General features: G+C 69.0%; 25 protein-coding genes and 2 pseudogenes. 18 read left to right on the top strand and 9 right to left on the bottom strand.

The window, feature by feature from the left end; genetic code table 11:
* The first annotated feature begins 538 nt into the window (after positions 1–538).
* From ElP_RS15675 to ElP_RS15700, 6 genes and pseudogenes are all read left to right on the top strand, one after another.
* Entirely contained in the window at positions 539–961 is a 423-nt protein-coding gene (locus tag ElP_RS15675; RefSeq protein WP_145270830.1) for a hypothetical protein, read from the top strand.
* Between the two features lie 56 nt (positions 962–1,017).
* Positions 1,018–2,112, top strand: a pseudogene (locus tag ElP_RS15680) (IS701 family transposase); the annotation flags it as partial.
* 312 nt (positions 2,113–2,424) lie between these two features.
* Complete coding sequence (locus tag ElP_RS15685; protein WP_145267375.1) at positions 2,425–4,542, top strand: recombinase family protein; 2,118 nt, start codon at positions 2,425–2,427, stop codon at positions 4,540–4,542.
* A gap of 65 nt (positions 4,543–4,607) precedes the next feature.
* Positions 4,608–4,790: pseudogene (locus tag ElP_RS15690) on the top strand (IS701 family transposase); the annotation flags it as partial.
* A 69-nt stretch (positions 4,791–4,859) separates the two neighbouring features.
* Positions 4,860–6,176, top strand: a complete 1,317-nt coding sequence (locus ElP_RS15695) for an IS110 family RNA-guided transposase (RefSeq protein ID WP_145270834.1) — start codon at positions 4,860–4,862, stop codon at positions 6,174–6,176.
* A 290-nt stretch (positions 6,177–6,466) separates the two neighbouring features.
* On the top strand, positions 6,467–7,300 hold the full coding sequence (locus ElP_RS15700) for an IS5 family transposase (protein WP_145270836.1): 834 nt from the start codon (positions 6,467–6,469) through the stop codon (positions 7,298–7,300).
* Here ElP_RS15700 and ElP_RS15705 read toward each other — a convergent pair whose 3' ends face one another.
* Entirely contained in the window at positions 7,301–8,173 is an 873-nt protein-coding gene (locus tag ElP_RS15705; RefSeq protein ID WP_145270838.1) for a hypothetical protein, read from the bottom strand.
* Positions 8,174–9,231: 1,058 nt separating this feature from the next.
* On the opposite strand from ElP_RS15705, the gene ElP_RS15710 reads away from it, so the two are divergent.
* From ElP_RS15710 to ElP_RS15725, 4 genes are all read left to right on the top strand, one after another.
* Entirely contained in the window at positions 9,232–9,462 is a 231-nt protein-coding gene (locus ElP_RS15710) for a hypothetical protein (protein ID WP_145270840.1), read from the top strand.
* A gap of 167 nt (positions 9,463–9,629) precedes the next feature.
* Positions 9,630–9,818, top strand: coding sequence for a hypothetical protein (locus ElP_RS15715; RefSeq protein ID WP_145270842.1), 189 nt, complete (start codon positions 9,630–9,632; stop codon positions 9,816–9,818).
* Positions 9,819–9,880: 62 nt separating this feature from the next.
* On the top strand, positions 9,881–11,044 hold the full coding sequence (locus tag ElP_RS15720) for an IS256 family transposase (RefSeq protein WP_145270844.1): 1,164 nt from the start codon (positions 9,881–9,883) through the stop codon (positions 11,042–11,044).
* 181 nt (positions 11,045–11,225) lie between these two features.
* Positions 11,226–11,489: a helix-turn-helix domain-containing protein gene (locus ElP_RS15725; protein ID WP_145270845.1), complete on the top strand. Its 264-nt coding sequence runs from the start codon at positions 11,226–11,228 to the stop codon at positions 11,487–11,489.
* A gap of 533 nt (positions 11,490–12,022) precedes the next feature.
* On the opposite strand, the gene ElP_RS15730 is transcribed toward ElP_RS15725, so the two are convergent.
* Complete coding sequence (locus ElP_RS15730) at positions 12,023–12,247, bottom strand: Arc family DNA-binding protein (protein WP_145270847.1); 225 nt, start codon at positions 12,245–12,247, stop codon at positions 12,023–12,025.
* A gap of 297 nt (positions 12,248–12,544) precedes the next feature.
* Between ElP_RS15730 and ElP_RS38135 the strand changes: the two genes are divergently transcribed.
* The 3 genes from ElP_RS38135 (at position 12,545) to ElP_RS15740 (ending at position 15,745) form a co-directional block, all read left to right on the top strand.
* On the top strand, positions 12,545–12,691 hold the full coding sequence (locus ElP_RS38135) for a hypothetical protein (RefSeq protein ID WP_197447021.1): 147 nt from the start codon (positions 12,545–12,547) through the stop codon (positions 12,689–12,691).
* A 170-nt stretch (positions 12,692–12,861) separates the two neighbouring features.
* The gene (locus ElP_RS15735; protein WP_145270849.1) at positions 12,862–13,278 is read left to right on the top strand and encodes a DUF2784 domain-containing protein; all 417 of its coding nucleotides are present in this window, start codon (positions 12,862–12,864) and stop codon (positions 13,276–13,278) included.
* 322 nt (positions 13,279–13,600) lie between these two features.
* Positions 13,601–15,745 carry a hybrid sensor histidine kinase/response regulator gene (locus tag ElP_RS15740; protein WP_145270851.1) on the top strand — a complete coding sequence of 715 codons (2,145 nt, stop codon included), beginning with the start codon at positions 13,601–13,603 and terminating at the stop codon, positions 15,743–15,745.
* A gap of 226 nt (positions 15,746–15,971) precedes the next feature.
* On the opposite strand, the gene ElP_RS15745 is transcribed toward ElP_RS15740, so the two are convergent.
* Complete coding sequence (locus tag ElP_RS15745; RefSeq protein WP_145270853.1) at positions 15,972–16,127, bottom strand: DUF3309 family protein; 156 nt, start codon at positions 16,125–16,127, stop codon at positions 15,972–15,974.
* Between the two features lie 155 nt (positions 16,128–16,282).
* On the opposite strand from ElP_RS15745, the gene ElP_RS15750 reads away from it, so the two are divergent.
* From ElP_RS15750 to ElP_RS15765, 3 genes are all read left to right on the top strand, one after another.
* Entirely contained in the window at positions 16,283–16,843 is a 561-nt protein-coding gene (locus tag ElP_RS15750; protein WP_145270855.1) for a hypothetical protein, read from the top strand.
* A gap of 892 nt (positions 16,844–17,735) precedes the next feature.
* Positions 17,736–17,948, top strand: a complete 213-nt coding sequence (locus tag ElP_RS15760) for a hypothetical protein (protein WP_145270857.1) — start codon at positions 17,736–17,738, stop codon at positions 17,946–17,948.
* A 49-nt stretch (positions 17,949–17,997) separates the two neighbouring features.
* Complete coding sequence (locus ElP_RS15765) at positions 17,998–18,249, top strand: hypothetical protein (protein ID WP_145270859.1); 252 nt, start codon at positions 17,998–18,000, stop codon at positions 18,247–18,249.
* 255 nt (positions 18,250–18,504) lie between these two features.
* On the opposite strand, the gene ElP_RS15770 is transcribed toward ElP_RS15765, so the two are convergent.
* The 5 genes from ElP_RS15770 to ElP_RS15790 form a co-directional block, all read right to left on the bottom strand.
* Positions 18,505–19,293, bottom strand: coding sequence for a transglutaminase-like domain-containing protein (locus tag ElP_RS15770; protein WP_145270861.1), 789 nt, complete (start codon positions 19,291–19,293; stop codon positions 18,505–18,507).
* Positions 19,294–20,269: 976 nt separating this feature from the next.
* Positions 20,270–20,449 carry a toxin-antitoxin system HicB family antitoxin gene (locus ElP_RS15775; RefSeq protein ID WP_145270862.1) on the bottom strand — a complete coding sequence of 60 codons (180 nt, stop codon included), beginning with the start codon at positions 20,447–20,449 and terminating at the stop codon, positions 20,270–20,272.
* Between the two features lie 252 nt (positions 20,450–20,701).
* Entirely contained in the window at positions 20,702–20,857 is a 156-nt protein-coding gene (locus ElP_RS15780; protein ID WP_145270853.1) for a DUF3309 family protein, read from the bottom strand.
* A gap of 72 nt (positions 20,858–20,929) precedes the next feature.
* Positions 20,930–21,331: a hypothetical protein gene (locus ElP_RS15785; RefSeq protein ID WP_145270864.1), complete on the bottom strand. Its 402-nt coding sequence runs from the start codon at positions 21,329–21,331 to the stop codon at positions 20,930–20,932.
* A gap of 5 nt (positions 21,332–21,336) precedes the next feature.
* Positions 21,337–21,612: a hypothetical protein gene (locus tag ElP_RS15790; protein ID WP_145270866.1), complete on the bottom strand. Its 276-nt coding sequence runs from the start codon at positions 21,610–21,612 to the stop codon at positions 21,337–21,339.
* A 338-nt stretch (positions 21,613–21,950) separates the two neighbouring features.
* Between ElP_RS15790 and ElP_RS15795 the strand changes: the two genes are divergently transcribed.
* Entirely contained in the window at positions 21,951–22,211 is a 261-nt protein-coding gene (locus tag ElP_RS15795) for a hypothetical protein (RefSeq protein WP_145270868.1), read from the top strand.
* A gap of 265 nt (positions 22,212–22,476) precedes the next feature.
* Here the strand turns inward: ElP_RS15795 and ElP_RS15800 are convergent, their stop codons facing one another.
* Positions 22,477–23,118 (bottom strand): hypothetical protein, encoded by a 642-nt coding sequence (locus ElP_RS15800; RefSeq protein ID WP_197447022.1) that lies wholly within the window; start codon positions 23,116–23,118, stop codon positions 22,477–22,479.
* Between the two features lie 180 nt (positions 23,119–23,298).
* Here ElP_RS15800 and ElP_RS15805 point away from each other — a divergent pair, with 180 nt between their 5' ends.
* Positions 23,299–23,748 (top strand): hypothetical protein, encoded by a 450-nt coding sequence (locus ElP_RS15805; protein WP_145270872.1) that lies wholly within the window; start codon positions 23,299–23,301, stop codon positions 23,746–23,748.
* The last annotated feature ends 36 nt before the right edge of the window (positions 23,749–23,784 follow it).

Below are 23,784 nucleotides of genomic sequence, written 5' to 3' on the forward strand. Positions count from 1 at the left end.
CCACTCCGCTGTTGTCTTCGCAACCAACCTAGAGGTTTTTTGTCCATTAAAGACCTCGGTTCTTTCGATTTCTCCGTTCGATGTCCCTCTCACGCTGACTCATGCAACATTCGGAAATTAATAGGCCAGATGCCGACTCAGCTCAGACAGCAATTTTCAATGCAGGTCTGCCTAGAAATTCAGCATTATTGAGGCTGTATTGAATTATTCACGAATTTCCATCGCCGAAATTCCAATCATAATAGCAACTTGCGGAAAAAAAGAATGCGTGATTGCGTGTAAGAAATGTCATAAACGCTCGCAGTGGACTTGACGCCTGCTCCGCTATTCGGCATTAATATGACATGGCGACCGGCGTCCTCACCCTTTCCGACATCACCGCTGATCGGACATGGTCCGCCACGATCTTCGTCCGTATCTAACTTCCACTGCAGGAGTTCGGGAACGGAACTCGGCCATTGCCGGGAGATGCCGCGTCAACCTGCCCCTAGGGCAGGAGGGATCGCCGTCCGTACCCGGTCGACCAGGAGCCTGCATCGTGAGCAACTCCCGCACGCAACACGAGCAGGAATCCCCGTGTCTCATCCTCGATCCCGAGAACTCCTCCGAGATCGCCTGGGGATTCATCCACGCCCGCAGGTTTCCCCTGCACCGGCACCAGAAGCTCTGGTGGACCTGGGACGGGATGCGGTACGTCCTCATCGACGAGGAAAAAATCCGCTCGGAGTTGTGGAGGTGGATGGAGCGTCAACTGCCCCACCCGCCGAAGCCGAAGCATCTCCGCGACACCCTGGAGGTCGTCAGGCTGATCCGGACGCTCCCCACGAACACGACCATCCCCTCCTGGATCGGGGGCGGAGAGGTCGACCCCGTGGATGTCATTTCGTTCCGCAATGGATTGGTCTTCGCCGACGAGTACGTCCGGGAGAGTGGGCCTCGGCTCAGGCCGCACTCCCCTTAGTACTACTCCGTTGGGTTCTACGGAACGATCGAGGCGGTTTGTTCGTACCGTGAGGTATGAGCAAGACCTACACCCCCGAACTTCCCCCCGACGTCCTGCAACGCCTCGACGCCTACGCCGCCCGGTTCCGGCCCGACTTCGCCCGCGCCCGGCAGGCCGCCTGGGCCCACGTCTATCTCCACGGCCTGCTCATCGACGGCGAACGCAAGAGCATCGAGCCCCTCTCCCGACGCGTCGCCCTGCCCGCCGGCCTGGACGTCGCCGACCCCGAGCAGGCCCTGCAGCAGTTCGTCAACCAGGCCGCCTGGGACGAGCGGGATGTCTGGAGGCGCCATCGCGCCGTCATGGCCGAGGCCTTCGCCTCGCCGAGGGGCATCTTCGTCTTCGACGACACCAGCTTCCCCGAGCAGGGCAAGCACTCCGTCGGGGTCCAGCGGCAGTATTGCGGCGCGTTGGGCAAGCGGGCCAACTGCCAGGTGGCCCCCTCGGTCCGCTACGTCAGCCCCGAGGGCCACTGCCCGCTGGCGATGCGGCTCTACCTGCCGGGACGCTGGCTGGGCGACGAGGAGCGGCTCGACGAGGCCGGCGTACCCGAGCCCGAACGCCGCCCGCTGAGCAAGGGGCAGATCGCCCTGGAGTTGCTCGACCGGGTGCGTGCCGAGGGCCTGCCGGGCCGCTTCGTCGTGGCCGACGCCGGCTACGGCGTCTCGGGCGACTTCCGCGACGGCCTGGAGCAGCGGCGGCTGCGGTACATCGTCGGGGTCACCGACGAGCTGGTCGGCTTCACCGCGCCGCCGAGTTGGGAGGAGCCGAAGGCCGGCACGGGCGGCCGACCGCGCAAGCGGCATCGCCTGGCCGAGGGCGCGCCGCGGCCGATGAACTTGAAGGAATTGGCCGCGAGGACGCCGCGGCACAAGGGGACGTGGCGTGAGGGGACCAAGGGCAAGCTGTCGGGTCGCTTCGCCTGGCTTCGGGTCTGGCCGGCGTCCGGCTGGGCCACCGGCGAGTGCGTCGGGGCAGAGCCGGTGCGGTTGTTGATCGAGGAGCAGGCCGACGGGAAGATCAAGTATGCCGTCAGCAACTTGCCGCCACGGACTAGCCGGATCAAGGCGGTGCGGCTCTGGAAGAGCCGCTGGCCGGTGGAGACGTGCCAAGCAGACTGCACCTCAAGCGACCGGTGGTGCAGCACCCCCGGCGGCGGTTACGATCAGCGCCGCCGCGCTGCTTGAGCTGGCGGCGTGGTGCCGACATCACCTGACCTCGGCATCGGGAGACATCGCATGTCCGTCGCCCCCCGTCACAACGCTCCCCCCCGCGCCTGACGACGGCGCCCTGCCCACCGCCGACGGTCGCACCGACGATCTGGGCCCGCCTGCCGGCCGACCGGCAGCGACAGCTCCGCGACCTGCTCGGCCAACTCCTCGCCAGGCTCCTGGCGGCCACCCGAAGCGAGGAGGCCGGCCATGAGTGACGCAACCCGCTCGCCCAAGCTCCGGCCCTGGCATCTCGACCGGGCGGCCTTCGTCTACGTCCGCCAATCCACACCCCAGCAGGTGCTCGACCACCGCGAGTCCACCGACCGGCAGTACGCCCTGGCCGACCGCGCCGTCGCCCTCGGGTGGCCACGGGACCGCGTCACCACGATCGACGACGACCTGGGCAAGAGCGGCCAGTCGATCGAGGGCCGGCCCGGGTTCCAGCGGCTGCTGGCCGAGGTGGCGCTCGACAACGTCGGGCTGATCCTCGGCCTGGAGATGAGCCGGCTGGCCCGGTCCAACCGCGACTGGCACCAGCTGCTCGAGCTCTGCGCCCGCTTCCGCGTGCTCCTGGCCGACGCCGACGCCGTCTACGACCCGGCCGACCACAACGACAGGCTCCTGCTGGGCCTGCACGGCATGTTGAACGAGGCAGAACTTCATGTCATCAAGGAGCGGATGTGCCAGGGCCGGCTCAACAAGGCCCGCCGGGGCGAGCCGATGGGCTCCCCGCCGCTGGGCTACGTACGCCTCGCCTCGGGCGAGTGGGCGATCGACCCCGACGAGCAGGTCCAGGCGACCGTGCGGCTGATCTTCGACCGGTTCGACCGCGAGGGTACCCTGCACGGCCTGCTCCGCTACCTGGTCCACCACGGGGTCCGCATCCCGATCCGACCCCGCCACGGCCCCAACCGCGGCGGGTTGGAGTGGCGGCGGCCGAACCGCCCGACGCTGTCGAACGTCCTGCACCACCCGGCCTACGCCGGTGCCTACCGGTTCGGCCACCGGGAGGTCGACCCGCGGCGCAAGCGGCCCGGGCGGCCCGACACCGGCAAGCTGGTCCGCCGCCCGGAGGAGTGCCTGGTGCTGATCCGCGACCGGCTGCCGGCCTACATCACCTGGGAGCGGTTCTGTGACAACCAGGAGCGGCTGGAGGCCAACCGGGCCCGCCGGGACCGCCCCGGCGCGCCGCGGCAGGGGGCCTCGCTGCTGGCCGGACTCCTGCGGTGCGGGCGGTGCGGCCGGCGGATGCTCGTGCGGTACTCGGGGGCGACGGGCCGGTACAGCTACACCTGTGCCCGCGGGGCGGCCGACCACGCCGAGCCGATCTGCCAGAGCCTCTCCGGGCCGGCGCTCGACGGGCTGGTCGCCGGCCGGGTCCTGGCGGCGGTGGAGCCGGCGGCGCTGGAGGCGAGCTTGGCGGCGGTGGCCGAGGTCGAGCGCGAGCGGTCCGAGCTGGCCCGGCACTGGCGGCTCCGCCTCGAACGCGCCGGCTGCGAGGCCGACCGCGCGGCCCGGCAGTACCAGGCCTGCGAGCCGGAGAATCGCCTGGTCGGCCGCGAGTTGGAGCGGCGCTGGGAGGAGGCGTTGAGGGCGCAGCGGCGCCTCGAGGACGAGCACGAGCGGTGGCGGGGGTCGGCCCCCGGTCGGCTCTCACCGGACGACGAGCGGACGATCCGGTCGCTGGCCGGCGACTTGCCGGCGGTGTGGCAGGCGACGACGACGACGCCCGCCGAGCGGCAGCGGATCGCCCGACTCCTGATTGACCACGTGTCCGTCACCGTGGACAAGGCGAGCGAGCGGGTCGATGTGACGCTCCACTGGTCCGGCGGCATGACCGAGTCGCACGCCATGTCCCGGCCGGTGAAGCGGTACGACCTCCTGGCCGACTACCCCCGACTGGTCGAGCGACTGCGGGGATGGCGCGCCGAGCGGCTCAGCCCGGCGGCGATGGCCGAGCGGCTCAACGTCGAGGGGTTCCGTCCCCCGAAGCGGGCCGAGCGGTTCACGCGGGGGATGGTGCAACGGCTGCTCTGGCACCTGGGGCTGGCCCGCACGCCCTTCGGCAGCCCGGCCGGCCTCGGCCGCGACGAATACCGGCCGTCGTCGCTGGCGCGTCGGCTGGGGGTGTCGCGAGACACGGTGCGGCGATGGGTGCGGGTCGGGTGGTTGACGGCGCATCGCGACGCCCAGGGCCACCACGTGATCTGGGCCGACGGGTCCGAGCTGCGGCGGCTGCGCGAGCTCCGCCGGCTGCCGCGGACGTGGGCGAACAAGGGGCGGCTTGCCGAACTGACCAGACCGAGGCCGCGCCCGGGACGGTAGAGTGAGGGCGGCCCGGCTCAGGGCGAGCCGGGCCGCCCCATCGCGCTCTTGGAGGGCATTATGGCTGGAACATCGAGCAGGGCTACCAGCAGATGAAGGAGGAGTTGGGCCTGGATCACTTCGAGGGCCGCTCCTGGCGGGGCTTCCACCACCACGCCTGCCTGGTGATGCTGGCCTACGGCTTCCTGGCATCGGAACAGCGACGAGCCCGTCGGGAGCGATCCCGGCCGGGCAAAAAGATAGCATGAAGGCCGGAGGCGTTCGGAAGGCAGACTTGAGCGAGTGACACGCTCGTCCCCTTTCCAGAGACCCCGGCCATGACCGCGACCAAGAAGAAGACCCGCGTCGTCCGCCCCACCGCCGCCACGTCCTCCACGCTCCGCCTCGACACCGGCGAGGTCGCCCACGTCGGCATCGACGTCCACAAGGCCAGCTACCACGTCGCCGTCGTCACCGACCTGCGCGGCCTCGTCGCCTCCTGGGCCCAGCCGGCCAGCCCCGAGCTGCTCGTCGCATGCCTGGACCCCATCCGCACGCAAGTCGCCCGGGTCGTCTACGAGGCCGGCCCCACCGGCTTCGCCCTGGTCCGACGGCTCCGGGCCGCCGGCTATGCTGCCGAGGTGATCGCCCCGTCGAAGATCCCCACCATGCCGGGCCCGGAGGCCAAGAGCGACCGCCTCGACTGCCGCAAGCTGGCCGGCTTCGCCCAGAAGGGGCTGCTCCAGCCGGTGCGCGTCCCCGACGAGCAGCAGGAGGCCGACCGCCAGGTCGTGCGGCTGCGTGAGCAGCTGGCACGCAAGCTCCGCGTCATCCAGCAGCAGATCAAGGCGTTGCTCCTGCAGCACGGCGTCGCCGAGCCGGCCGGGCTGACCCATTGGACGGCCACGGCGGTCGACGCCCTGCGTCGGCTGGAGCTCGCCGCCGAGCTGCGGTTCTGCCTGGACGTGATGCTCGACGAGCGTCAGCACGCCGTGGAGCAGGTGGCCCGCGCCACCCGACGCCTGGAGGAGCTGGCCAAGGCCGATCGCCACCGCGAGACGGCCTCGACCCTGCGGACGGTGCCCGGGGTGGGACCGATCACGGCGATGACCTCCCGCGTCGAGCTGCACGACCCGGCGCGCTTCCGCGACGGCGGGCAGGTTGCCCGGATGATCGGCCTGGCGCCGCAAGTCCTGCAGGGCGGCCCGACGCGCCGCGAGGGGCGGCGGCTGAAGTCGGGCAACGCCCGGCTGCGGACGGTGCTCATCGAGGCGGCCTGGAGGTGGGTCGCCGGCGACGTGGCAGCGAAGGCGAGGTACCGCCGGCTGGTCGCCTCCACCGGCAACGGCAAGAAGGCCATCGCGGGGATGGCCCGGCGTCTGGCGATCCTGCTGTGGCGGCTGAGCCTCAGCGGTGTGCCCTACCGGGCGGCCGCCTGGCGGCCCGGCCCGGCCCCCGCAACCCCGGAGCGGCACCGTCAACGGCCGCGACCCCTGCCCGAGCGACGCGTCGAGCGGAGCGGAACGACCCCGAGCCAGCGAGGATCTGCGAGTGAGGTGACCGCGTGCTCCCCCCGGCGGGCGGTGACCCGCGTAAAAAGAGGGCGGCCCTCGTTCGCGATCGCAGACCCTACCCTGTGCCCCGAGCACGAATAGCAGGCTGATCCTCACCAGCTTCGGGATCCGAACCGCGCCCCTTGACAACCGGCCTCATAGCAGGGGGGCGCCGAGGTCCGGTGATCACGCTGCCGTCGATCCGGCGGGCGTTGCAGCGGCTGCTGGCCCCGATCTGCCGGCATGATTGCCCCTACTGTCGGGGGCTCACCGATTCGCCACCCCAGATACTAACGGAGTAGTAATAGAGACTATCCGGTAATCGGCCAACCACGTAAACTCTTTCCCCATCAGGAGGTCCGCACCACACGCCGACGACGGAGCACGCCCCGATGCGAAAGCCCTACCCCTCCGACCTCACCGACGATCAGTGGGACCTCATCGAGCCGCTGATCCCCGTCGACGAGGTCGGCCGGCCCCGGGAGGTCGACATGCGGGAGGTGCTCGATACGACCCCCTATCTCAACCGCTCCGGCTGCCAGTGGGACATGCTGCCGCACGACCTGCCGCCCGAGAGCACCGTCGACGACCACTTCGCCCGCTGGCGAGATGACGGCACCTGGCAGCGGGTCATGGATACCCTCCGCCGCCGGGTGCGGGTCGCCGAGGGCCGGCAGCCGAGCCCGAGTGCCGGCAGCATCGACAGCCAGACGGTCAAGGGGGCCGAGGTCGGCGGCGAGCGGGGTTACGACGGGGGCAAAAAGCTCCCGGGGGCGAAGCGGCACATCGTCGTGGACACGCTGGGGTTGCTGCTCGTGGTCGTCGTCTCGGCGGCCTCGGCCGACGACGGGACGTACGCCCCGGAGGTGCTTGGGCGACTGACCGAGGAGCGCCGCAGCCGGCTGGAGTTGGTGTGGGCCGACTCGAAGTACCACAACCACCGCCTGGAGTCGTGGATGGCAAAGGAGGAGGTCGGCTATCGGATCGAGGTGGTGAGCCGCCCGGCAGGCTCGGAGGGGTTCGTGCCGCCGCCGAGGCGTTGGGTGGTCGAGCGGACGCCGGCGTGGCTGGGGCGATACCGGCGACACAGCCGGCACTACGAGTGGTACCCGGAGTCGGGCGAGTCGATGATCCGGATCAGCTCGATTCATCGGATGCTCAAGCCCTTGAAGCCGGATTGGACCGGCCGGCAGGCACCGTTCAAGTGCCGGAAAGTGCAGGAATAATTACCGGACAGCCACATAGTTCTTCGCCGCGTTCATCGCGGCGGCGAAGGCACGAGCCTCGTCCGGCGTGAGCCGGGACGGGTCGGCACCGACGTTCGGCAGCTTGACCTTGCGGGCCGCAGCCGCCTTCTCAACGAGTTGCATGACCTCGGCCGGGTTGAGCAGGTTGTCGCCCAACGCGGCGTCGATGCCGCCCGCGATCGACTCGCGGACTTTGGCCTCGGCCTTGGCCGCCTCGCGGCGTTGCTTGCGTTGCTCGGCCTCGGCCAGGGCCTCGGGCGTCTGCCTGGACGCGGCCTCGGCCGCGAGCATGTCCTTGTGGGCCTGGAGCAGTGCCTCCAGGTCACGTTGCGACATGGGGTTCTCGCCCGTGAGGCCACGGACGGCCTCGCCGAACGGCACTGCCCATCTGGCACGCAACTCGGCCGTGAGCCCGGCCTTGTCGAACTCGATCATCGTGGCGAACAGCTTGTTCACCACGACGAAGAAGGACAGGTCGGTGGCCTTGTCCCCGGCGACTTCGCGGGCCAGGTCGATGAAGACGTAGTACCGCACGTAGACATCGGGGCGGGGGTCTTTCAGCGGGGTCGTGAGACGCAACTCCAGCTTGACCTCGTTCATGAACTGGTCGAAGTCGTCCTTCGTGAAGTGGTCGACGACGTTGCCGTTGCCGTCCTTTTTGCGGAGGGACGCCTTCCGCTTCGCGAGCGAAGCGATCATGGCCTTGCCGGCGTTGTACTTCTTCGTGCGGACGAGTTTGTTGTCGTTGGCGTCCCAGATCAGGGCCGCGACCTTGCGGACATCGCCCGCAGCGTCGGCAACCTGATCCTGGACGGTCTCGCCCTGGAGCCCTTCGTTGGTGTGCTCGGACATGGGAGTTTCCTCGATTGGCAGGGGTGGCGGGGTCTACCGCACGGCGTCCGCCGTGCGAGGGGCCTGGACAGGGATCGAACCTGCCGCTTCCGCACCGGCCATCGAGGGGGCGTTGCCCGACGCATCGGGCGTACTCCGGACGCGGGCCTGCCGCTTTTGCCTACGGCACTGCTCTCGCGTGGACTCAGGCGACCCGCCCGCCCGCTGGGCGTACGGGTTGCGTCCGGTATGTCGTCCGGTCGGGTACGGACTGTCTGCCTTTCACGCCATCGTGCTTCCGCCGGTTTGGACGGGGGATGCGGCCGGAGGCCGGGCCTGTCGCAGCGTGTTGCGTCCGTCTCGCGACGGTCGCGGGGGTCTCCATCCCCGGCACGCCCAGCGTACTACCTACTGATCGCTGCGCAGGGAAGTTTACTATCCGGTTCCGGAAAGGCCGAAAATCACTGGTTCCGGGAGGCCACAGAGTTAACTTCTCTGCGCAGCGATCAGTAGGTCGTTACTTGGCAGTGACTTACCCGCCGGCCCCATCGGGCCGACAATGCATTGTTGAGCACCCTTCGAGCAGTCCTTCGACCGCTCCCCGCCGGCGGTCGGCGGGTACCATAATGCGGGTGAGCCCGGTGCCAGCCGGTGAACCGGCCGCACGGCCATTGCCCCGGGCGAACCGTCCGCTGGACGGCCCGCCCGCATGTCGGAGGGGACAGGCTTCCGGGTCTCCCCGGGAGGCCGTCTCTCCACATACCGGAGGGGACAGTTTTTCACCCCCCTGTTTTTATAAAATGAGCTGATGTGCAATTGATCGAAAATGGGCCAAGGGGCCTGCAAACGCGAACTGGAGACCCTTCCAAGGGCGTGTCCTACCTAAACAATCCTGATGCCGCCATGGATCGAAGGAGCCCGTTCGGGCGGCGGCGTGGCGACACCCGATTCCCCCTGGCCTCTGATTTCTCGCTTCGCTCCGCCCCCATCATGGGGGTAGACTGTCCCGAGTCCGGGTCGCCGATGCAACGACCATGGCGATCGGTTAGCAGTGATATAGGGTTGATAGGAGTATCGTCATGCCGTTCCACATCCAGCTCGATCGTGCCCGCATGACCGCATCCTGGTGCGACCGTTGCGGGCGTGTGGTGGACTCCGACCAGGAGCCTTACCACTTCCATTCTGAGCAGTGCGGGGGGTGCCGGGAGTTCCGGAGGATCGACGAGGATTGGGGGTGGTGCCGGAATCGAAAGTCGGTCTATTGCGGCCGGCTGATGTTCGAGCACGATACGTGTTCGGTGCACGCCTGAGCCGGCCGGGCTTGTTCGGCGACGCGATCCCGACGGAAGGGACGGCCCTTTCCCCCTGCTCCGCCGTCGCCTCACGCGGAGCAGGAGGCGACGACGATTGCTTCCCCCGGAGGCTCCTTCCGGCGATCCTGGCCGGGACACGCTCGGTCATCAAGCGTGGGTAAACCATGAATCTCGATCGCCGATCCTTCCTCGGGGCCATCGCCCTAGCCGGGACGACAAGGCCCGGCTTCGCCGCCCCGGATCAGCCGGTCACCGTCGACCGCCTCGACCGGATCGCCCAGGCCCCGGTTCTCCAGATAGTGCATCCTGGTTTCTGGAAATTCCCCGCCCGCCTGGGCGAGGGCTCGGCTTGAAGCGGCGGGCCACCGCCGGTCCCCCCGGAAAGTGCCGACCGACCCCAGGGAGGCCGCCGCCGATGACCCACCAGGATCAACCTGCCGCCATCGACGAGGTCATGGAACTGCTGGCCGAGCATGGCTCCGACGGCCTGGCCCAGGCCATCGGCGTCCTGCGCGACGAGCTCATGGAGCGGGAGCGGACCCAGGCCCTCGGGGCCGCCCCCCACCGGCGATCCGAGGCACGCAAGGGCTCCGCCAACGGCTCCAAGCCCCAGACGCGGCACACCCCGATGGGGCCGATCGCCGTCCGGGTGCCGCAGGCCCGAGGCCTCGACTCCTATGCCTCGGCGTTGGAGAGGGGCGTCCGCGGCGAGCGGGCGTCGAAGCCGGCCGTCGCCGAGAGGGACGGGCCGGGCGTCTCGACCGGCAAGGGGGCCGCCATCGCCGAGCGGCCCCGCGGGTCGGAGGTCACCGGCAGTCAGGTCAGCCGGGCCGCCGGGGCCCTCGACGAGGGGCCGGAGGGGTGGCGGGGCCGCCCGCCGGGGGAGACGCCGTACCCGATCCCGGATGCCCGCGGCGAGGAGGTCCGCCTCGGCGGCTCGATCGTCTCGTGTGCGGTGCTGACGGCCATCGGCATCGATCCCGGGGGCCGGCGGTCGATCCCCGGGGTCGGCGTCTCGATGGCGGAGGCGGAGGTCCACTGGCGGGGCTTCCCGGCCTCGCTGCAGGCCCGTGGGCCGCACGGGGTCGAGATGCCCGCCGGCGACGCCCACGCCGGCCGGGAGCAGGCCCTGGCCGCCCGGCTGACCGGCGTGCCGCGGCGGCGGGGCCAGTCCCCCCCGGCGGAGGACGCCCCGGCCTACGTGCCGAGGCCGTCGCTGCCGCCGGAGGTCGCCGCCGGCCCGCGGGCGGTCTTCGACGCCCGGGATCGCGGCGAGGCCGAGCGGCGACTGGGCCCGGCGGCGAAGAGGTGCCGGGCCGTGGCCCCGAAGCCGGCCGAGTGGCCGGAGCAGGACGTGCCGGAGGGGCTGACCATCTTGACGCTGCCGCCGGGCCGCCGGCGGCGGCTGCGGACGAGCGACATGCCGGAGCGGCTGAACGAGGAGGTGAGCCGGCGGACGCAGGTGGCGGGGTTGACCCCGAACGAGGGATCAGTCCTGCGGCTGGTCAGTGCGGTGTTGATGGGGATCAGCGAGGGCTGGGAGACAGGGCGGAGACGTTTGGCGACGGGACCGGGGTGACCTGTCCGCCTTCAGGCCGGGAATTTACAGAAAGGGGGTTGCACGATCCTGCGAACGTGCCGGTCGACCCGTCGAGGAGTACTGGTACGCGTTCCAGGACTGCTGGCCCAAGGTCCGCACGGCCGAGGGCGACGACATCTTCGCGTGGGCGGTGCGGGAGGCCGCCGAGCACGCCTTCCCGTTGAGCAACAATAGGGGCCCGATGTACGGCGTCGTCGCGTCGATCGCCTGGCATTTATCCCGCCACACCGCCCCGGGGCCGTTCTTCCTCCCGCGTGAGCGGATCGCCGAGTTGCTGGGTGCCGAGCACGCGATGACCGTGACACGGATCGTCAACCTGCTGGAGCGGGACGGCATTGTCCGGTGCGTCGACGCGGAGTTCAGCTACGCGAAGAAGAAGGCCAAGGAGTACATGTTCATCGGCGAGCCGCCGGAACCAGCATAGCCTCGTCTGCCCCCTGCTCCGCACAACCCGCCCCTGTGGCGGTGGTGGTCACCAGAAGCCCCTGCAAGCCCTCACAGCGGCCAACCGGGAAAAGAGCTTCTGGAGTTCACAAGTGCTCACTGAAGGCCGCTGAGACGCTCTGACAGGACGTGTCGGGGCCACCCGCCCACGATCTCGCGATGCCGACCGCACCCGGGAACCTCGGGTCGTCGGTCGGCCCTGGCGTGGGAGTCGTCCCCAGAGGCCACCACGTTGTCTGTAGGGCATCGTAAGGCGAGGTAGGCAAAATCCGCGTCCGTGCGGCTTGCGAGCGATTGTGGACTGGCTGGATGGGTTTCCCAGGCGAGTCGAGCGGCATGGCATCGGGATGCTCTTGCGGTGTCATGTCATATCTACCCTCATGAAGCGGGCCGGCAAAGCGGCGTCGCGGGCATCGGGCCGGCCATCAGCGACGGCCGGGGGAACTCGGGGCCGATGAGTCGGAAGCGGCGTCATGCCCGAGGTGTCCGCATCGCGGAGGGGGTGAAGAGTCACTACCTCGCCATCTGTCCCTGCTCCGCCGCCCCGCCGACCCCGGCGGTGGGCGTGTCGTTAGGCGTCGATGATTGGCCGTTTGGCTTCGGCCGCTCCATTATCTTGCGGAGAATTGCGACGATCATGGCATTCAGGGATGCCTTCTCCTCCATCGCCCGGCTGGACAGCTTCTCATGCAAGGCCGACGGCATCCGGACCACGAAGTGGACCACGGATTCGGGCATCGTGTTGCCTCCCCAATTAATCATATTCGCCCCGGCATATCTCGAACAAGCGTCTGGATCGTATCCATCGGTTCGGGTCGTTGCAACGGAAAATGGTCGGGGATGGGGCCCGCCGGACACCTCGGCCGTCCTGGTCTCCGGAACAGCGGGCATGCCGACACGGCATGACCGTCCCGGGATATCCGGGCGATCCATGACGGCCGTGACCTCCCACTGCGGAGAAGCCCGCCGCCCGAGGGGTCGTCGCCCCGAGGGGTGAATGCCTACCGGGCCGCATCGCCGCCCGATGCGGGTAGCATGGCGGCGGGGCTGATGAGGGCGGAGACCATCACCGAGGCCGAGTGGCTGACCTGCACCGATGCCGCGATCCCCGGCCATTGCCGGCCGGAGTCCGGGCACGTTCGGGGGTGCTGGGTGCTCGACCTCTTGCTCGGGAGGGAGTGAGTCGCTCGCCCTGGAGTCCTTGGTAAGGCCGCGGACGGGCTCGTCCCCGGAGAGGAGAAGCGGCTCAGAAGAGCCGCCACGGAGCAGGGGCGGCGATTGCACGCTCGCTCGTGTGTGCGGGCGTCCGAACCTCACGCCGGTGTCGTGGACGCCCCAGATGGGAGGGAGCCATGTCCTGGTACCGCGTCGCGGCGGACGCCGTGGCCCTGACCCACGCCTCCTACGTCGCCTTCGTCGTCTTCGGGCTGGTGGCGATCGTGACCGGCCTGGCGATGGGAAAGCCTTTGGCACGCAACTTCTGGTTCCGGATCGTCCACCTGGCGATGATCGGCATCGTCGTCCTCCAGGCGTGGCTCGGCGTCGTCTGCCCGCTGACGACCCTGGAGAAGACGCTCCGTCGCCTGGCGTGGAACGAGTGGGTCTATGAGACCGACTTCATCGAGCATTGGGTCCACCGGGTGATCTTCTCCGACCTCCCGCCGTGGGTGTTCATCGCGGCCTACACACTGTTCGGGTTGGTGGTGCTGGCGACGTTCGCGTTCTACCCGCCCAGGTGGAACACCGGGCACGGGCTGAGAGATCGATAATCGCGTGAGCGGGCGACGAGCGTCTTCGGGAGCAGCGGGATCGAAAGGGGCTCGGGGCCGATGGACCGGGAGCAGCGTCGTGCCGGGACGATGTGCCTTGGCCTCTACTCCGCCCACGACGCCGGACGGCGGCGTGGAGTGCCAAACATGTGGCACCGCATTGCCCCTCAGTTTCGCTCTGATCCCGGCTACATTCCCATCCTGGAGGGGGTTCCAATGCGGTGTGGTTGACCTTGCCGCTGCCAGGGTGAGGACGTAGACTTCGACGCCATTTTAGGCTAAAGAGGGCCATGTCCACGAACGTTGACGAGGCGAAACCTGGATGAAGGACACGCGAACCATCCTCGCTCTCGGCTTCGCCGCCACGGCGGGCGTCCTCGCCCTGAATGCCGCCGTCGCCGTCGCCAATCTCCGGCAGATCGCCGCGAACAACCGCCGTGTCGTGCAAGGCGTCGAGACGCTGAGGCAACTTAATGAGACCCTCTCGTCGGCCAAGGACGCCGAGACGGGCCAGCGGGGCTACATCCTCACCGGCGAGGAGCCCTACCTGGAGCCCTACCGGGCGGGCGTCGCGGCGATCGACGGGCACCTCCGCGTCCTCCGGGCTAGCCTCGGCAACCCCGGGCAGGGGGAACGGCTGGCAGCCCTCGAATCCCTCCTGGGCCAACGGCTCGCCGTGCTGGACCGCACCGTTCGGCTCCGCCGGGAGGAGGGCTTCGAGCCCGCCGCCGAGGTCGTCCGGGCCGGTCGTGGCAAGTCCCTGATGGACGACATCCGCCTCGTCGTCGCGGAGATGGAGGAGCACGAGCGGCGGCTCCTCACCCGTCGGTCTGCGGAAGCCCGGGCGAGCCTGGGCCGGGCCATCGTCGCCCTCGCCGTCGCCACGGCCGCCGCCCTGACGCTGGTGACGCTGCTCTACGTCGCCCTGCGGCGACACCTGGCCGCCCGCGAGCGGTCCGAGGCGTCGCTCCGCGAGCAGGCCGAGCGATGGCAGGTGACCTTGGCCAGCATCGGCGACGGGGTGATCGTCTGCGACGACCGCGGCCGGGTGACGCTCATGAACCCGGTCGCCGAGTCGCTCTGCGGCCAGACGGCGTCGGAGGCCTCCGGCCGGCCGCTGGAGGAGGTCTTCCGCATCATCAACGAGGAGACGCGGCAGCCGGCCGAGGCCCCGGTGGCCCGCGTGCTCCGCGAGGGCGTCGTCGTCGGCCTGGCCAACCACACCGCCCTGGTCGCCGCCGACGGCACCGAGCGGCCGATCCACGACGGGGCCGCACCGATCCGCGACGCTCGGGGGCAGATAACAGGCGTCGTGCTCATCTTCCAGGATGATACCGAGCGGCGGCGGCACGAGCGGGAACTGGTCGAGGCCAACCGCCGCAAGGACGAGTTCATCGCCATGCTCTCGCACGAACTCCGCAACCCGCTGGCCGCGATCGGCTCGGCCGTCGTGCTCATCCGCGACCCCGCGGCGGCCAGCGAGCACGGGTGGGCCGGCGAGGTGATCGAGCGACAGGTCCGGCACATGACCCGCCTGGTGGACGACCTGCTCGACGTGGCCCGTCTGACGCGGGGGGCGGTCCGGCTCCGCACCGAGCCGTTGGACGCCCTCACGGTCATCGGGCACGTCGTCGAGGCGATCCGGCCCCTGCTCGACGAGCGGGGCATCCGCCTGGAGATCGGCCTCATGCCGGACCTCCTGCCGCTGGAGGCCGACCCGGTGCGGCTGCTCCAGGTGGTCGATAACCTGCTCTCCAACGCCGCCCGCTTCACCGAGCCCGGCGGCCATATCCGCCTCTCGGCCGAGCACGCCGGTGACCGGGTCGTCCTCCGCGTCCGCGACACCGGGGTCGGCATCCCGGCCGAGTTGCTGCCGCGGGTCTTCGAGCCCTTCGTGCAGGGGGAACGCTCGTCGGCGAGGACCGAAGGTGGCCTGGGCGTCGGCCTGGCCATCGCCCGCAGCCTGGTGGAACTCCACGGCGGGACCATAACCGCCCGCAGCGACGGCCCCGGCCGCGGCAGCGAGTTCGTCGTCTCGCTCCCGGCCGCCGAGCCGCAGGCGATCCCGGATCGGCGAAGCACCCCGGCCGAACCGGCCAAGCGACGCCCGCCGCGGGTACTGATCGTGGACGACAACAAGGACTTGGTCCGGGGGCTGTCTTTGCTGCTGCGGCGGCTGGGCTACCAGGTCGCCGTGGCCTACGACGGCCCGGAGGGGATCGACGCGGCCCGCAGCGAGCACCCGGAGGTCATCCTGCTGGACATCGGGCTACCGACACTCGACGGCTACGAAGTCGCCAGGAGACTTCGGCGGGAGGCGGCCCTGGAGGGGACGCGGATCATCGCCGTGACCGGCTACGGGCAGGAGGAGGACCGCCGTCGCTCGGCGGAGGCGGGCTTCGACCTGCACCTGACCAAGCCGGTGGACCCGGAGACGCTGGTGTCGCTGATGGGAAAGCCGGGCTGAGGCCGCCGGGCGGTGTCGTGGCCTTCCCGGGCCGATGACCCGCCGTGGCTCGCTCGCCCGCGTGTGTCCCAGGTCGAGTCACTCAGGTGGACTCGCCCGACGGAGGATCGTTGGCTCGGCACCGGAGGTGGACGCGTCGTCGTGTGAGTCAGACGATCCGAGCGGGTCGCCCCTGCTCCGCCGCGACGCCAGGGGCGTTGCGATCCATCCGACGCCCGAGCGAGCGTCAGAGGTACCGCAGGAGCACGACGACGAGGAGGACGATCAGCAGCGTCCCGACGATCCCACTCGGGTAGTAGCCCCAGTTCCGGCTGTGCGGCCAGGTCGGGATCGCACCCAGCAGGACGACGACCAGGACGACCAGCAGGATGATCTCCAGCATGCAGGCTCCTTGAACCGGCCGGGCGATGGCCCCATGGGGGCGAGGAGCCCGGACATCCAAATCGCATGCCGAGACGAAGTTCTTCGTTGATCCCCGGACGGAGCCCGGGATAGCATCGATTCGTCATCTCCCAATCCCCTCGGGGGGGCTCCCCCATGCGACCCCGCTTCACGATCGCCGGGCTGCTCGCACTCGTCGCCGCCTCCGGCGTCGCGTTCGCGGCACTCCGCCATGCGGACGAACCCGTCGCCAGCCTCATCGTCACGGGGACGCTCCTCGCCCTCGGCGTCGCCTCCCTGGGGGCGGCCTTTCGGCGGGGGAAGAGCCGGGCATACCTCGCGGGCATCGCCGCCTTCGGATGGGGCTACATGATCCTGGCCCTCGGCCCCGGAGCCGAGGAGAGCCTCCGCCCACGGCTGCTCACCACGAGGCTGCTCGATGGTCTCTACCCGGCACTGAACCCGGACCCCGGAGGGGCGGTCCGCATCTGGGATAGCGGGAAAGGGAAGCCCCTCCTCTCGGTCAGCCCCGACGGTCGGACCGTCATGCCGCTCGGGTCGGAGAGTACGACGATCCAGGGGCTCTGGGGCTATTCCTCCGAGCCGTTCCAGGATGTCGGGCACTCGGTGACCGCCTCGATCCTGGCCCTGCTCGGCGGCATGGTCGCCCGAGCCTTCGCCGCTCGTAGCGAGCGGGAGCGACCCGGGGAGGTCTGAACCGCCGTCGCGAGCATTCCCCCTCACGGGCCAGGCTTCTCACCCGGTGCGACAGGGAAATTCGTCGATGTTCGTGGCCGCGACACCGGCGGGGCTGCCGTAACTCGTTTGCTCGCAGTGTGTCCGGCGTCTGGCCGCCGAGTCTCGTGATTGGGTCATGCCGACGCGGCACCCCTCCTGCGATACTCCCCGGCCGACAGGGATGGCGAGCCGATCGGGCTCTCCGTGACCTGGCGACGCACGAGACGCGAGGGAAGGACGATGCGGAACCTGATCGTGGCCGGCGTGGTGGGGATCGGCGGGGTGCTCCTCGGTGCCGGGAGGGCGGAGGCCCAAGCCTTCGGGCCGGGCACCAGCTTCAATTTCAACCTCGGGATCAGCAAAGGTGGCGAGTACGGGCCGGGGCTCGGCCACGGGGGAGGCCCCGGGTACGGCGGCGGTAGGTATGGCCCCGGATTCGAAGGGTATGGCCCCGCCTTCGGACCGGGATATGGCCGTTCGGGCTGTGCACCCGGGGCGTATGGCCCCGGCCCCGCTTTCGGCCAGCACGGCCGTGGCCCGGGTCATGGTCATCACGGCCGGGGACCGTCCCATTACTCGTCTCAGACGACGATCATCACGACGGTGGTCGCCTGCGACCGCTGCGGCCGTGAGCACGGCCGGCATCGCGGCTGCGACGGGCAGTCCCACGGGGGGTACTTCCCTCCATTCCCACCGCGACATTACCCCTGGTGAGGCGTGCCTCGCCCGTCCCGCCGGAGCGGAGCAGGGGACGACACCGGTTGAAGTGAAGTCGATCGAAATTACGGACACCAACGGGGTCACGTCGCCGGGTCGCCGGACGGGAAGGTGATTGTCGCCCTCCCCCGACGACCGACGGAGCGGGGGAGAGATGGACGACGAGCCGGAGCCGCGTGGCCGCATCGCGTACATCGTCGCCTATCGGACGATGCGGCGACGGATCGACCAGGGTGGCCCCCTCAGCGAGAACCGGAAGGGACGGCGGATCGTCGAGCGGGCGTGCGTCGCCCTCGACGACGTGGCATCGCGGTACGTCTTGATGGGGTGCGAAGACGCCCTCCAAGGCCGCCCGCCCCGCTGGTAGTGGCACGGAACGTGTAAGCAAACTCCCCCGGATCAATCCCGGGGGGATCATGCACGAAGGGCACCCGATCGATATCCCGGCACTGCGTGCCGGGCTTCACCTGCTCGGCTGGACCACCGCCGACGCCCGGATGATGGCCCAGGACGGGTCGCCCTGGTTCGTCGCCTTCGCCGAGCGGGATGCTGAGAAGCTCCGGGGCGAGGGCCCGACCGAGGCCGCCGCCTGGGCGGAGATCGGCTGGAAGGCAGTCGGTGACGCGGCCGGACACGAGCGGGCAGGTCGGCATCCGTCCATCTGGTAGCCGGGCATCATCGACGCTAAACGGGGATCGCCCGTACCGTCAGAGGAGAGTGCCCATCGACCGGGAGAGAGGGCGAACGGCGATCGAGTCGCCCCTGACTCGCACGCCCGGCTCTGCCGGGCGTCCATGACTCGACGGTCCGAAGCTGCATTCCCCATCGGGATGGACGTGGGAGGACTTCTCCGGATGCGTCAAGCTTGAGGATGGGAGTCGGCCTCCCTGAGGCGGCCCGGCCGACCTGTCGGGCGGGCCGCGTCATTCGGCGACCCGGCGGACCTCGACCGCCTGCTCGACCACCTCGTGCGGCGTCCAGAGCGTCATCATCGCCGCGTCGGCGGCGTCGCGGCCGACGGCGATCGGGACCAACGCCGGGCGAAGGCAACCCGTCGTCGCGTCGATGTTGTGCCACGCCTCGCCCAGGTAGACCTGGACGAAGCCGTGGAAATCGGGCGGTTCGAGGCCCAAGGCATACCCCGAGACGTAACGGGCCGGGATGTCCAACGCCCGGCAGAAGGCGATGACCAGGTGGGCGAAGTCGCGGCAGACGCCCACCCGCTGGATCGCCGTGTCGCGGGCCGAGGTGGTCGGGCCGGAAGTCCCGTAACGATACTCGACGTGCCCCCTCACCCACTCGGCGACAGCCCGGACCCGGCCTCCGCCCGGCGGGAGGCGGCCGAACTCGGTCTGGGCCATGCGGCCGAGCAGGTCCGATTCGCAGTACCGGGACGGCAGCGTGTAGACCAACGCCTCGGCCGGGAGTTCGTGGGGCGGAAGTTCGGCGGCGTGTTCGGGGAGTTCGGCGTTCGGGTCGGCCTCGACGGTGGCCGAGAACTCGAAGGAGAACCGCCCCTTCGGGGCGATGAGGTGCCTCTGGGGGTTGCCGTAGAGGTCACGCCGCAGTTCGCAGGATCGCGTCGGGGTGGTCGTGAGCCGCTCCTCGACGACCCGATGTCTCGCCCCGCTCAGAGGCGGCTCGACCATGAGGAAGGCGAACGACTCGTCTTGCAGTTCGTAGGTGGCGGTGGCTCGCACGGCCAAGAGCATGGGGTGACTCCGATCCGGATGCGATCCCTGGACCGACAAGCATAGCGTGCGGGCCGGTGCATGCCGGGAGATTCGGATCAGCCGCCGGAGCCGGATCGAGTCCGATGAGTCCGATCACCGGTGGCCTTGATGCCAGATTGCCGGGTGGCGGCGAGTCGACGGACTCGGGAACTCGCTGGCGATCCGGGCGGACTTCGCTGGAGGGATGGCGATGGACGGACTCCCCCGCCCCTGCTCCGACGCTCCGCGTCCGGCGGAGCGTGGACGCGAGCGTTTTCGTGTGCGGGCGAACTCCCCGATCTTGGCCATCGTCCGTCTCAATCCGGCACGTCACCCGCAGGAGCCACTGCTGGCCCTGTAGATACCGTACTGCGTGGACGGCAAAATCCGCAGCCGTGCTCGTCGCGGGCCGTCCTGGGGGCATCCAGGGGGCTCCAACGGCCGATCAATTGGTCGGCTGCAAGGATGCTCATGCGGTTTCACACCTCATCTACCTTCATGGGGCGGTCCGGCAACGTGGCGTCGGGGGCATCAAGGTCGTCCCGCTGACGCGGCCGTCTGCGACGGAGGGAATTGGGACTGCCGATCAGGCCCACGAGGACAATCGGCAGGGAGAGGATTCCGTAGCTGTCCGGGGTGAAGAGGTAAATCCGAACGCCAGAAATCCGACAGGGATGCAAATGACCGCGACGCCGAGCAAGCCGGCAGAACTCCCCGACGGGGCCGGATCGACCCCCTTCCGGCCGCGAGTGTCGTCGCCCATGGTGAGCCGCCTGAGCTTGAGTGGTCCTCCGAAACGCCGTGGAAGATCACGTCGTCCCGGGCGTCCCATCCCATCAACCCGAATCGACGAGTCGCACGGGGCCGAGACTTGCGGACCATACTCGTCTCAGCCGGTTGGGGGAATGCGTCACCGTCAGGCCGTCCGGGGCCTACACCGGCGTCCTGCCCCATCGCCGATCCGCGTGCAGGACCATCACATCCGGGCCTTGCCGTCCGATTGCCCGTCGCTCGAACTATGCCACTCCACCGCCTCGCGGAGTATCTCGACGACCATGGCGTTCAGGGACGCCTTCTGCTCCTTCGCCCGGCTGGCAAGTTCTTCGTGCAGGTATGGGGGCATCCTGATCTGGAAATGAACAACGGTTTCCGGCATGGTACCCTCCCGCTCAAGCTGCCTTGGCGACGTGCGTCCTGGCCGACAATTGGATGATATCCTCCGGGTCGATCCAAATCAATCAAGAAATGTGGAAATCCTCGAAGGAATGTCGCCGTCTCGTCCGACCGCATCGAACCCGGCAGGGTGATTGACCCCTCGCCCCTGCTCCGTCCGCCGGCGGCAACGCCGGCGGTATTGCGGCCGGAGATTCGTCGTCCGCTCGCGTTCGGAGAGATGCCGTGAGCGGAGTCAGAGGTACCGCAGGAGCACGACGACGAGGAGGACGATCAGCAGCGTCCCGACGATCCCACTCGGGTAGTAGCCCCAGTTCCGGCTGTGCGGCCAGGTCGGGATCGCACCCAGCAGGACGACGACCAGGACGACCAGCAGGATGATCTCCAGCATGGGATGTTCCTCTGTGTGCAATCGACCTGCGGGGCCGGACTGGCAGTGGCACGACATCCGAACGGCATCGACTCAATCCCTCACGTCGAACTCGCACTCCAAGACCTTCTGGCCCTCCAGGGCGGTCCCGGGGGCCGCAACGCTGATCGCACCCAGGCCCCGCCGCAGCCGGATCGCATCCCCTTCGACGGCGAACTCCGAGGAGAAGTCGGCGGGCAAGACCCGCCAGCCCTCGCGGACGATCGGTGGCGAGGTCGTCCCGGTGATGACCAGAAACGCCGACCCCTCGGGGCGGTTCGGGATGCCGCGATCCCGCTCGGTGAGCCGATGCATCACCAGCAGGTCATCGCCCGGCTGCCCCGCGTCGACCACCTCCTCCGGGGCGAGTGGTTCCTCGGCCGGCCCGGCGTGAACGGCCCCCAACGGGGAGATGAGCCAGGCGAAGCCCGAGACCGTTCGGGTGGTGTCGGCCATGATGACTATCCCCCTCCTTCAGATTGCCGCATGCTCCCGGCCGCCGCGGGGCGGCTCGACTTGCCCTGCTGCTTGGACAGCATCTGCACCAGGTGGTCGCGTATCTGCTCGACCTGCTTGGCATCCTGCTCGTGCAGCCGCCGGAGCATCTCGACGCACTCCTGCGAGTTCTCCTTCTGGGCGTCCTGGATGTACTTCTCGTAGGCGTTGAGCCCCTCGGCTTTCGACTGGAGGACCGTCAGCCAGTCGTACATCAGGTCGCTGATCGGGTTGGCCGCCATGTCCTGATATCCTCAAGGGTGTCGTGAGCGTGCGACGGAACCCTCAACGTTCGGCCTGCAAGCAAGATGCCGATTGCTATGCGGGCAACAGGCTTCTTGCCGCCGCTCGCGTATCCCGTAGGGGATGAGGCGGCTCGACCGAGCCGGCGGCGGAGCAGGGGGGCGGCGATGGCCCGATCGGCCGCAGTCCTGGTTGTAAGCGAGCGTGACCGTGCCGGGGCCGGCGTTTGACGACGCAATGTCAGTTCCACATCAATGGGCCGGTCCCGATCTTGCGGGTCGTCTCGACCCGAGGAGAGGCCCTGCGATCACGCGACCACAACTCCCGGAGGCCCATCATGGATCGCCAGCAGCGAGAGGCTGAGTTGCGGGAGATGCTGACCACCCAGCGGGGCAAAGAGGAGCTTCTGGCCACGCTGAAGCAGCACGCGGGCATGACCGAGGGCAACCTGCCGCCCTTCGAGACGCTGCTCGTCGAGGCCATCCTCAATTACGAGTTCCCGCCGGAGGCGGGCGGTGATCTCCGGCCGACGAAGGAGGCCGAGCCGTCCGACCGGAAGCTCGCCGAGCCTGGGGGTCAGGAGTCGCTCGGGGGATAGGCCGCGACATCCGTCGCGGGGGCGACCCCAACGCTTCGCAACCGTCTTTGGCCGACTACGAGGTCGGGAATTCGGACGGCCGATCGTCTTACCGGCCGGAACCCGGCGTGCTTTACGAGTGAGCCGGGGAGCGGGTGTTCGGCCGATCGAGCCGCCCCCTGCTCCGCACGCCCGGCTCTGCCGGGCGATTTAGCCGTGGCCCGCTGATCGTGCCCCCCAACACTGGGCTCTCCCCTCGGCGTCCACATTCTCGGCTGAACCCACTTCAATCGCCCGGGCCACTCGACCTCCAGAGCTCGGGGCTTTGGAAGGGGTCAAGCTGATGCAGGAGCCTCAGGACAACCCGATTCTCGCGGGAGAAGATGATCCGCAAGTTCGTCGGCTCCAGGGCAAGCTCGGGCTGGGATCGCTTCTCGGCCTCGTGGTCGATGTCCAGGAAGATCATGTCCTTGCCTTGGAGGGTCTTGTAGCCGGAGGCCAACCTGATGATCGGGGCGGTATCGTTCGCTCCCTCGCCGCCCTCCTCGTCACGGAAGACCGCACCGCAAGCGGCGATGAGGGATTTGGCGAACGCATCCCGACGCACTGCCTTCCAGAACCGTTTTCGATGATTATTGAAGAATCTCTTGGCGGTCTCATAATCCCGGTGCTCCCGAAGCTCCCCGACTTCGCCTGCGTTCGCCACCTCGTTCCAGATACTGCCGAGCACCGTGACGTCAGGATGGGTCAGGGGCTTGCCAAGCAGGAGTCGCAAGGCCAAGTTCTGTTGCGGTGTGAAGCCGAGATCGATCGCCATGGCCGTCTCTCCGCATCGTCCAGGTCGGCGGCGTTCATCCTCATTGTCCCGCAAGGCGGCTGCATTGAGAACCAGCTTGTCCGGCTGTGTACGCTCGATCGGCGGGAGCATGAGGGAGCGATGTTCCAGCCGACGACCCTCCCGGACTGGATGATGACCTGGAGGCCACCGTCTTCGCCGACGCCGCGACCCCTGTCACTGCTGGCCGAAGCGGGGCCGCTGAGCCGTCGACCTCATCGGGGGCGGAGTCGGCGTCGCTGGGCACCGACATGCAAAGGATTCGTGGGCGACTTGGTCGTCCTCGCCTTGGGCGTCGTAGGCTCGCTGACGACCCGTGGCCTCACGCGTCGCCTCTCGCTCGGCTTCATCCTCGCCGGCGGGGTCAATCTGGCGACCGCCAGCGAACAGTGGGTCGAGCCGAATCTCCCCACGTCAAAGGTGCTGGGCCGAATGCACCCCGCGATCCGCGTCCCGCAGGTTGCCCGCACGCTCATCCCGCGATCCGCGTTCGGCGAATCCTACTCCGCGTTTGCGGAGATCCATCCCGAGGCGATTGACGTCCGGCTCGTATTCGACGAGGACGGGGAGAACACGGCGACCATCATCTGGACGGTGCCGACGCTGGAGCCGTTCCGCCGGATCGGGCACTGCCTGATCGCTTTGCTCTTGGCTCTTTTCTGCGGGACGATCGTTCGACTCGTCTCTACAAGAGAGGAGAGGCGTCTCGCAGGCTCATCCTGAGATCGGGGAGGATCGTGGCGGATTCTGGCTTGTCGG

The sequence above is a fragment of the Tautonia plasticadhaerens genome (assembly GCF_007752535.1).
In the GTDB taxonomy this organism is placed as follows: Bacteria; Planctomycetota; Planctomycetia; order Isosphaerales; family Isosphaeraceae; genus Tautonia; species Tautonia plasticadhaerens.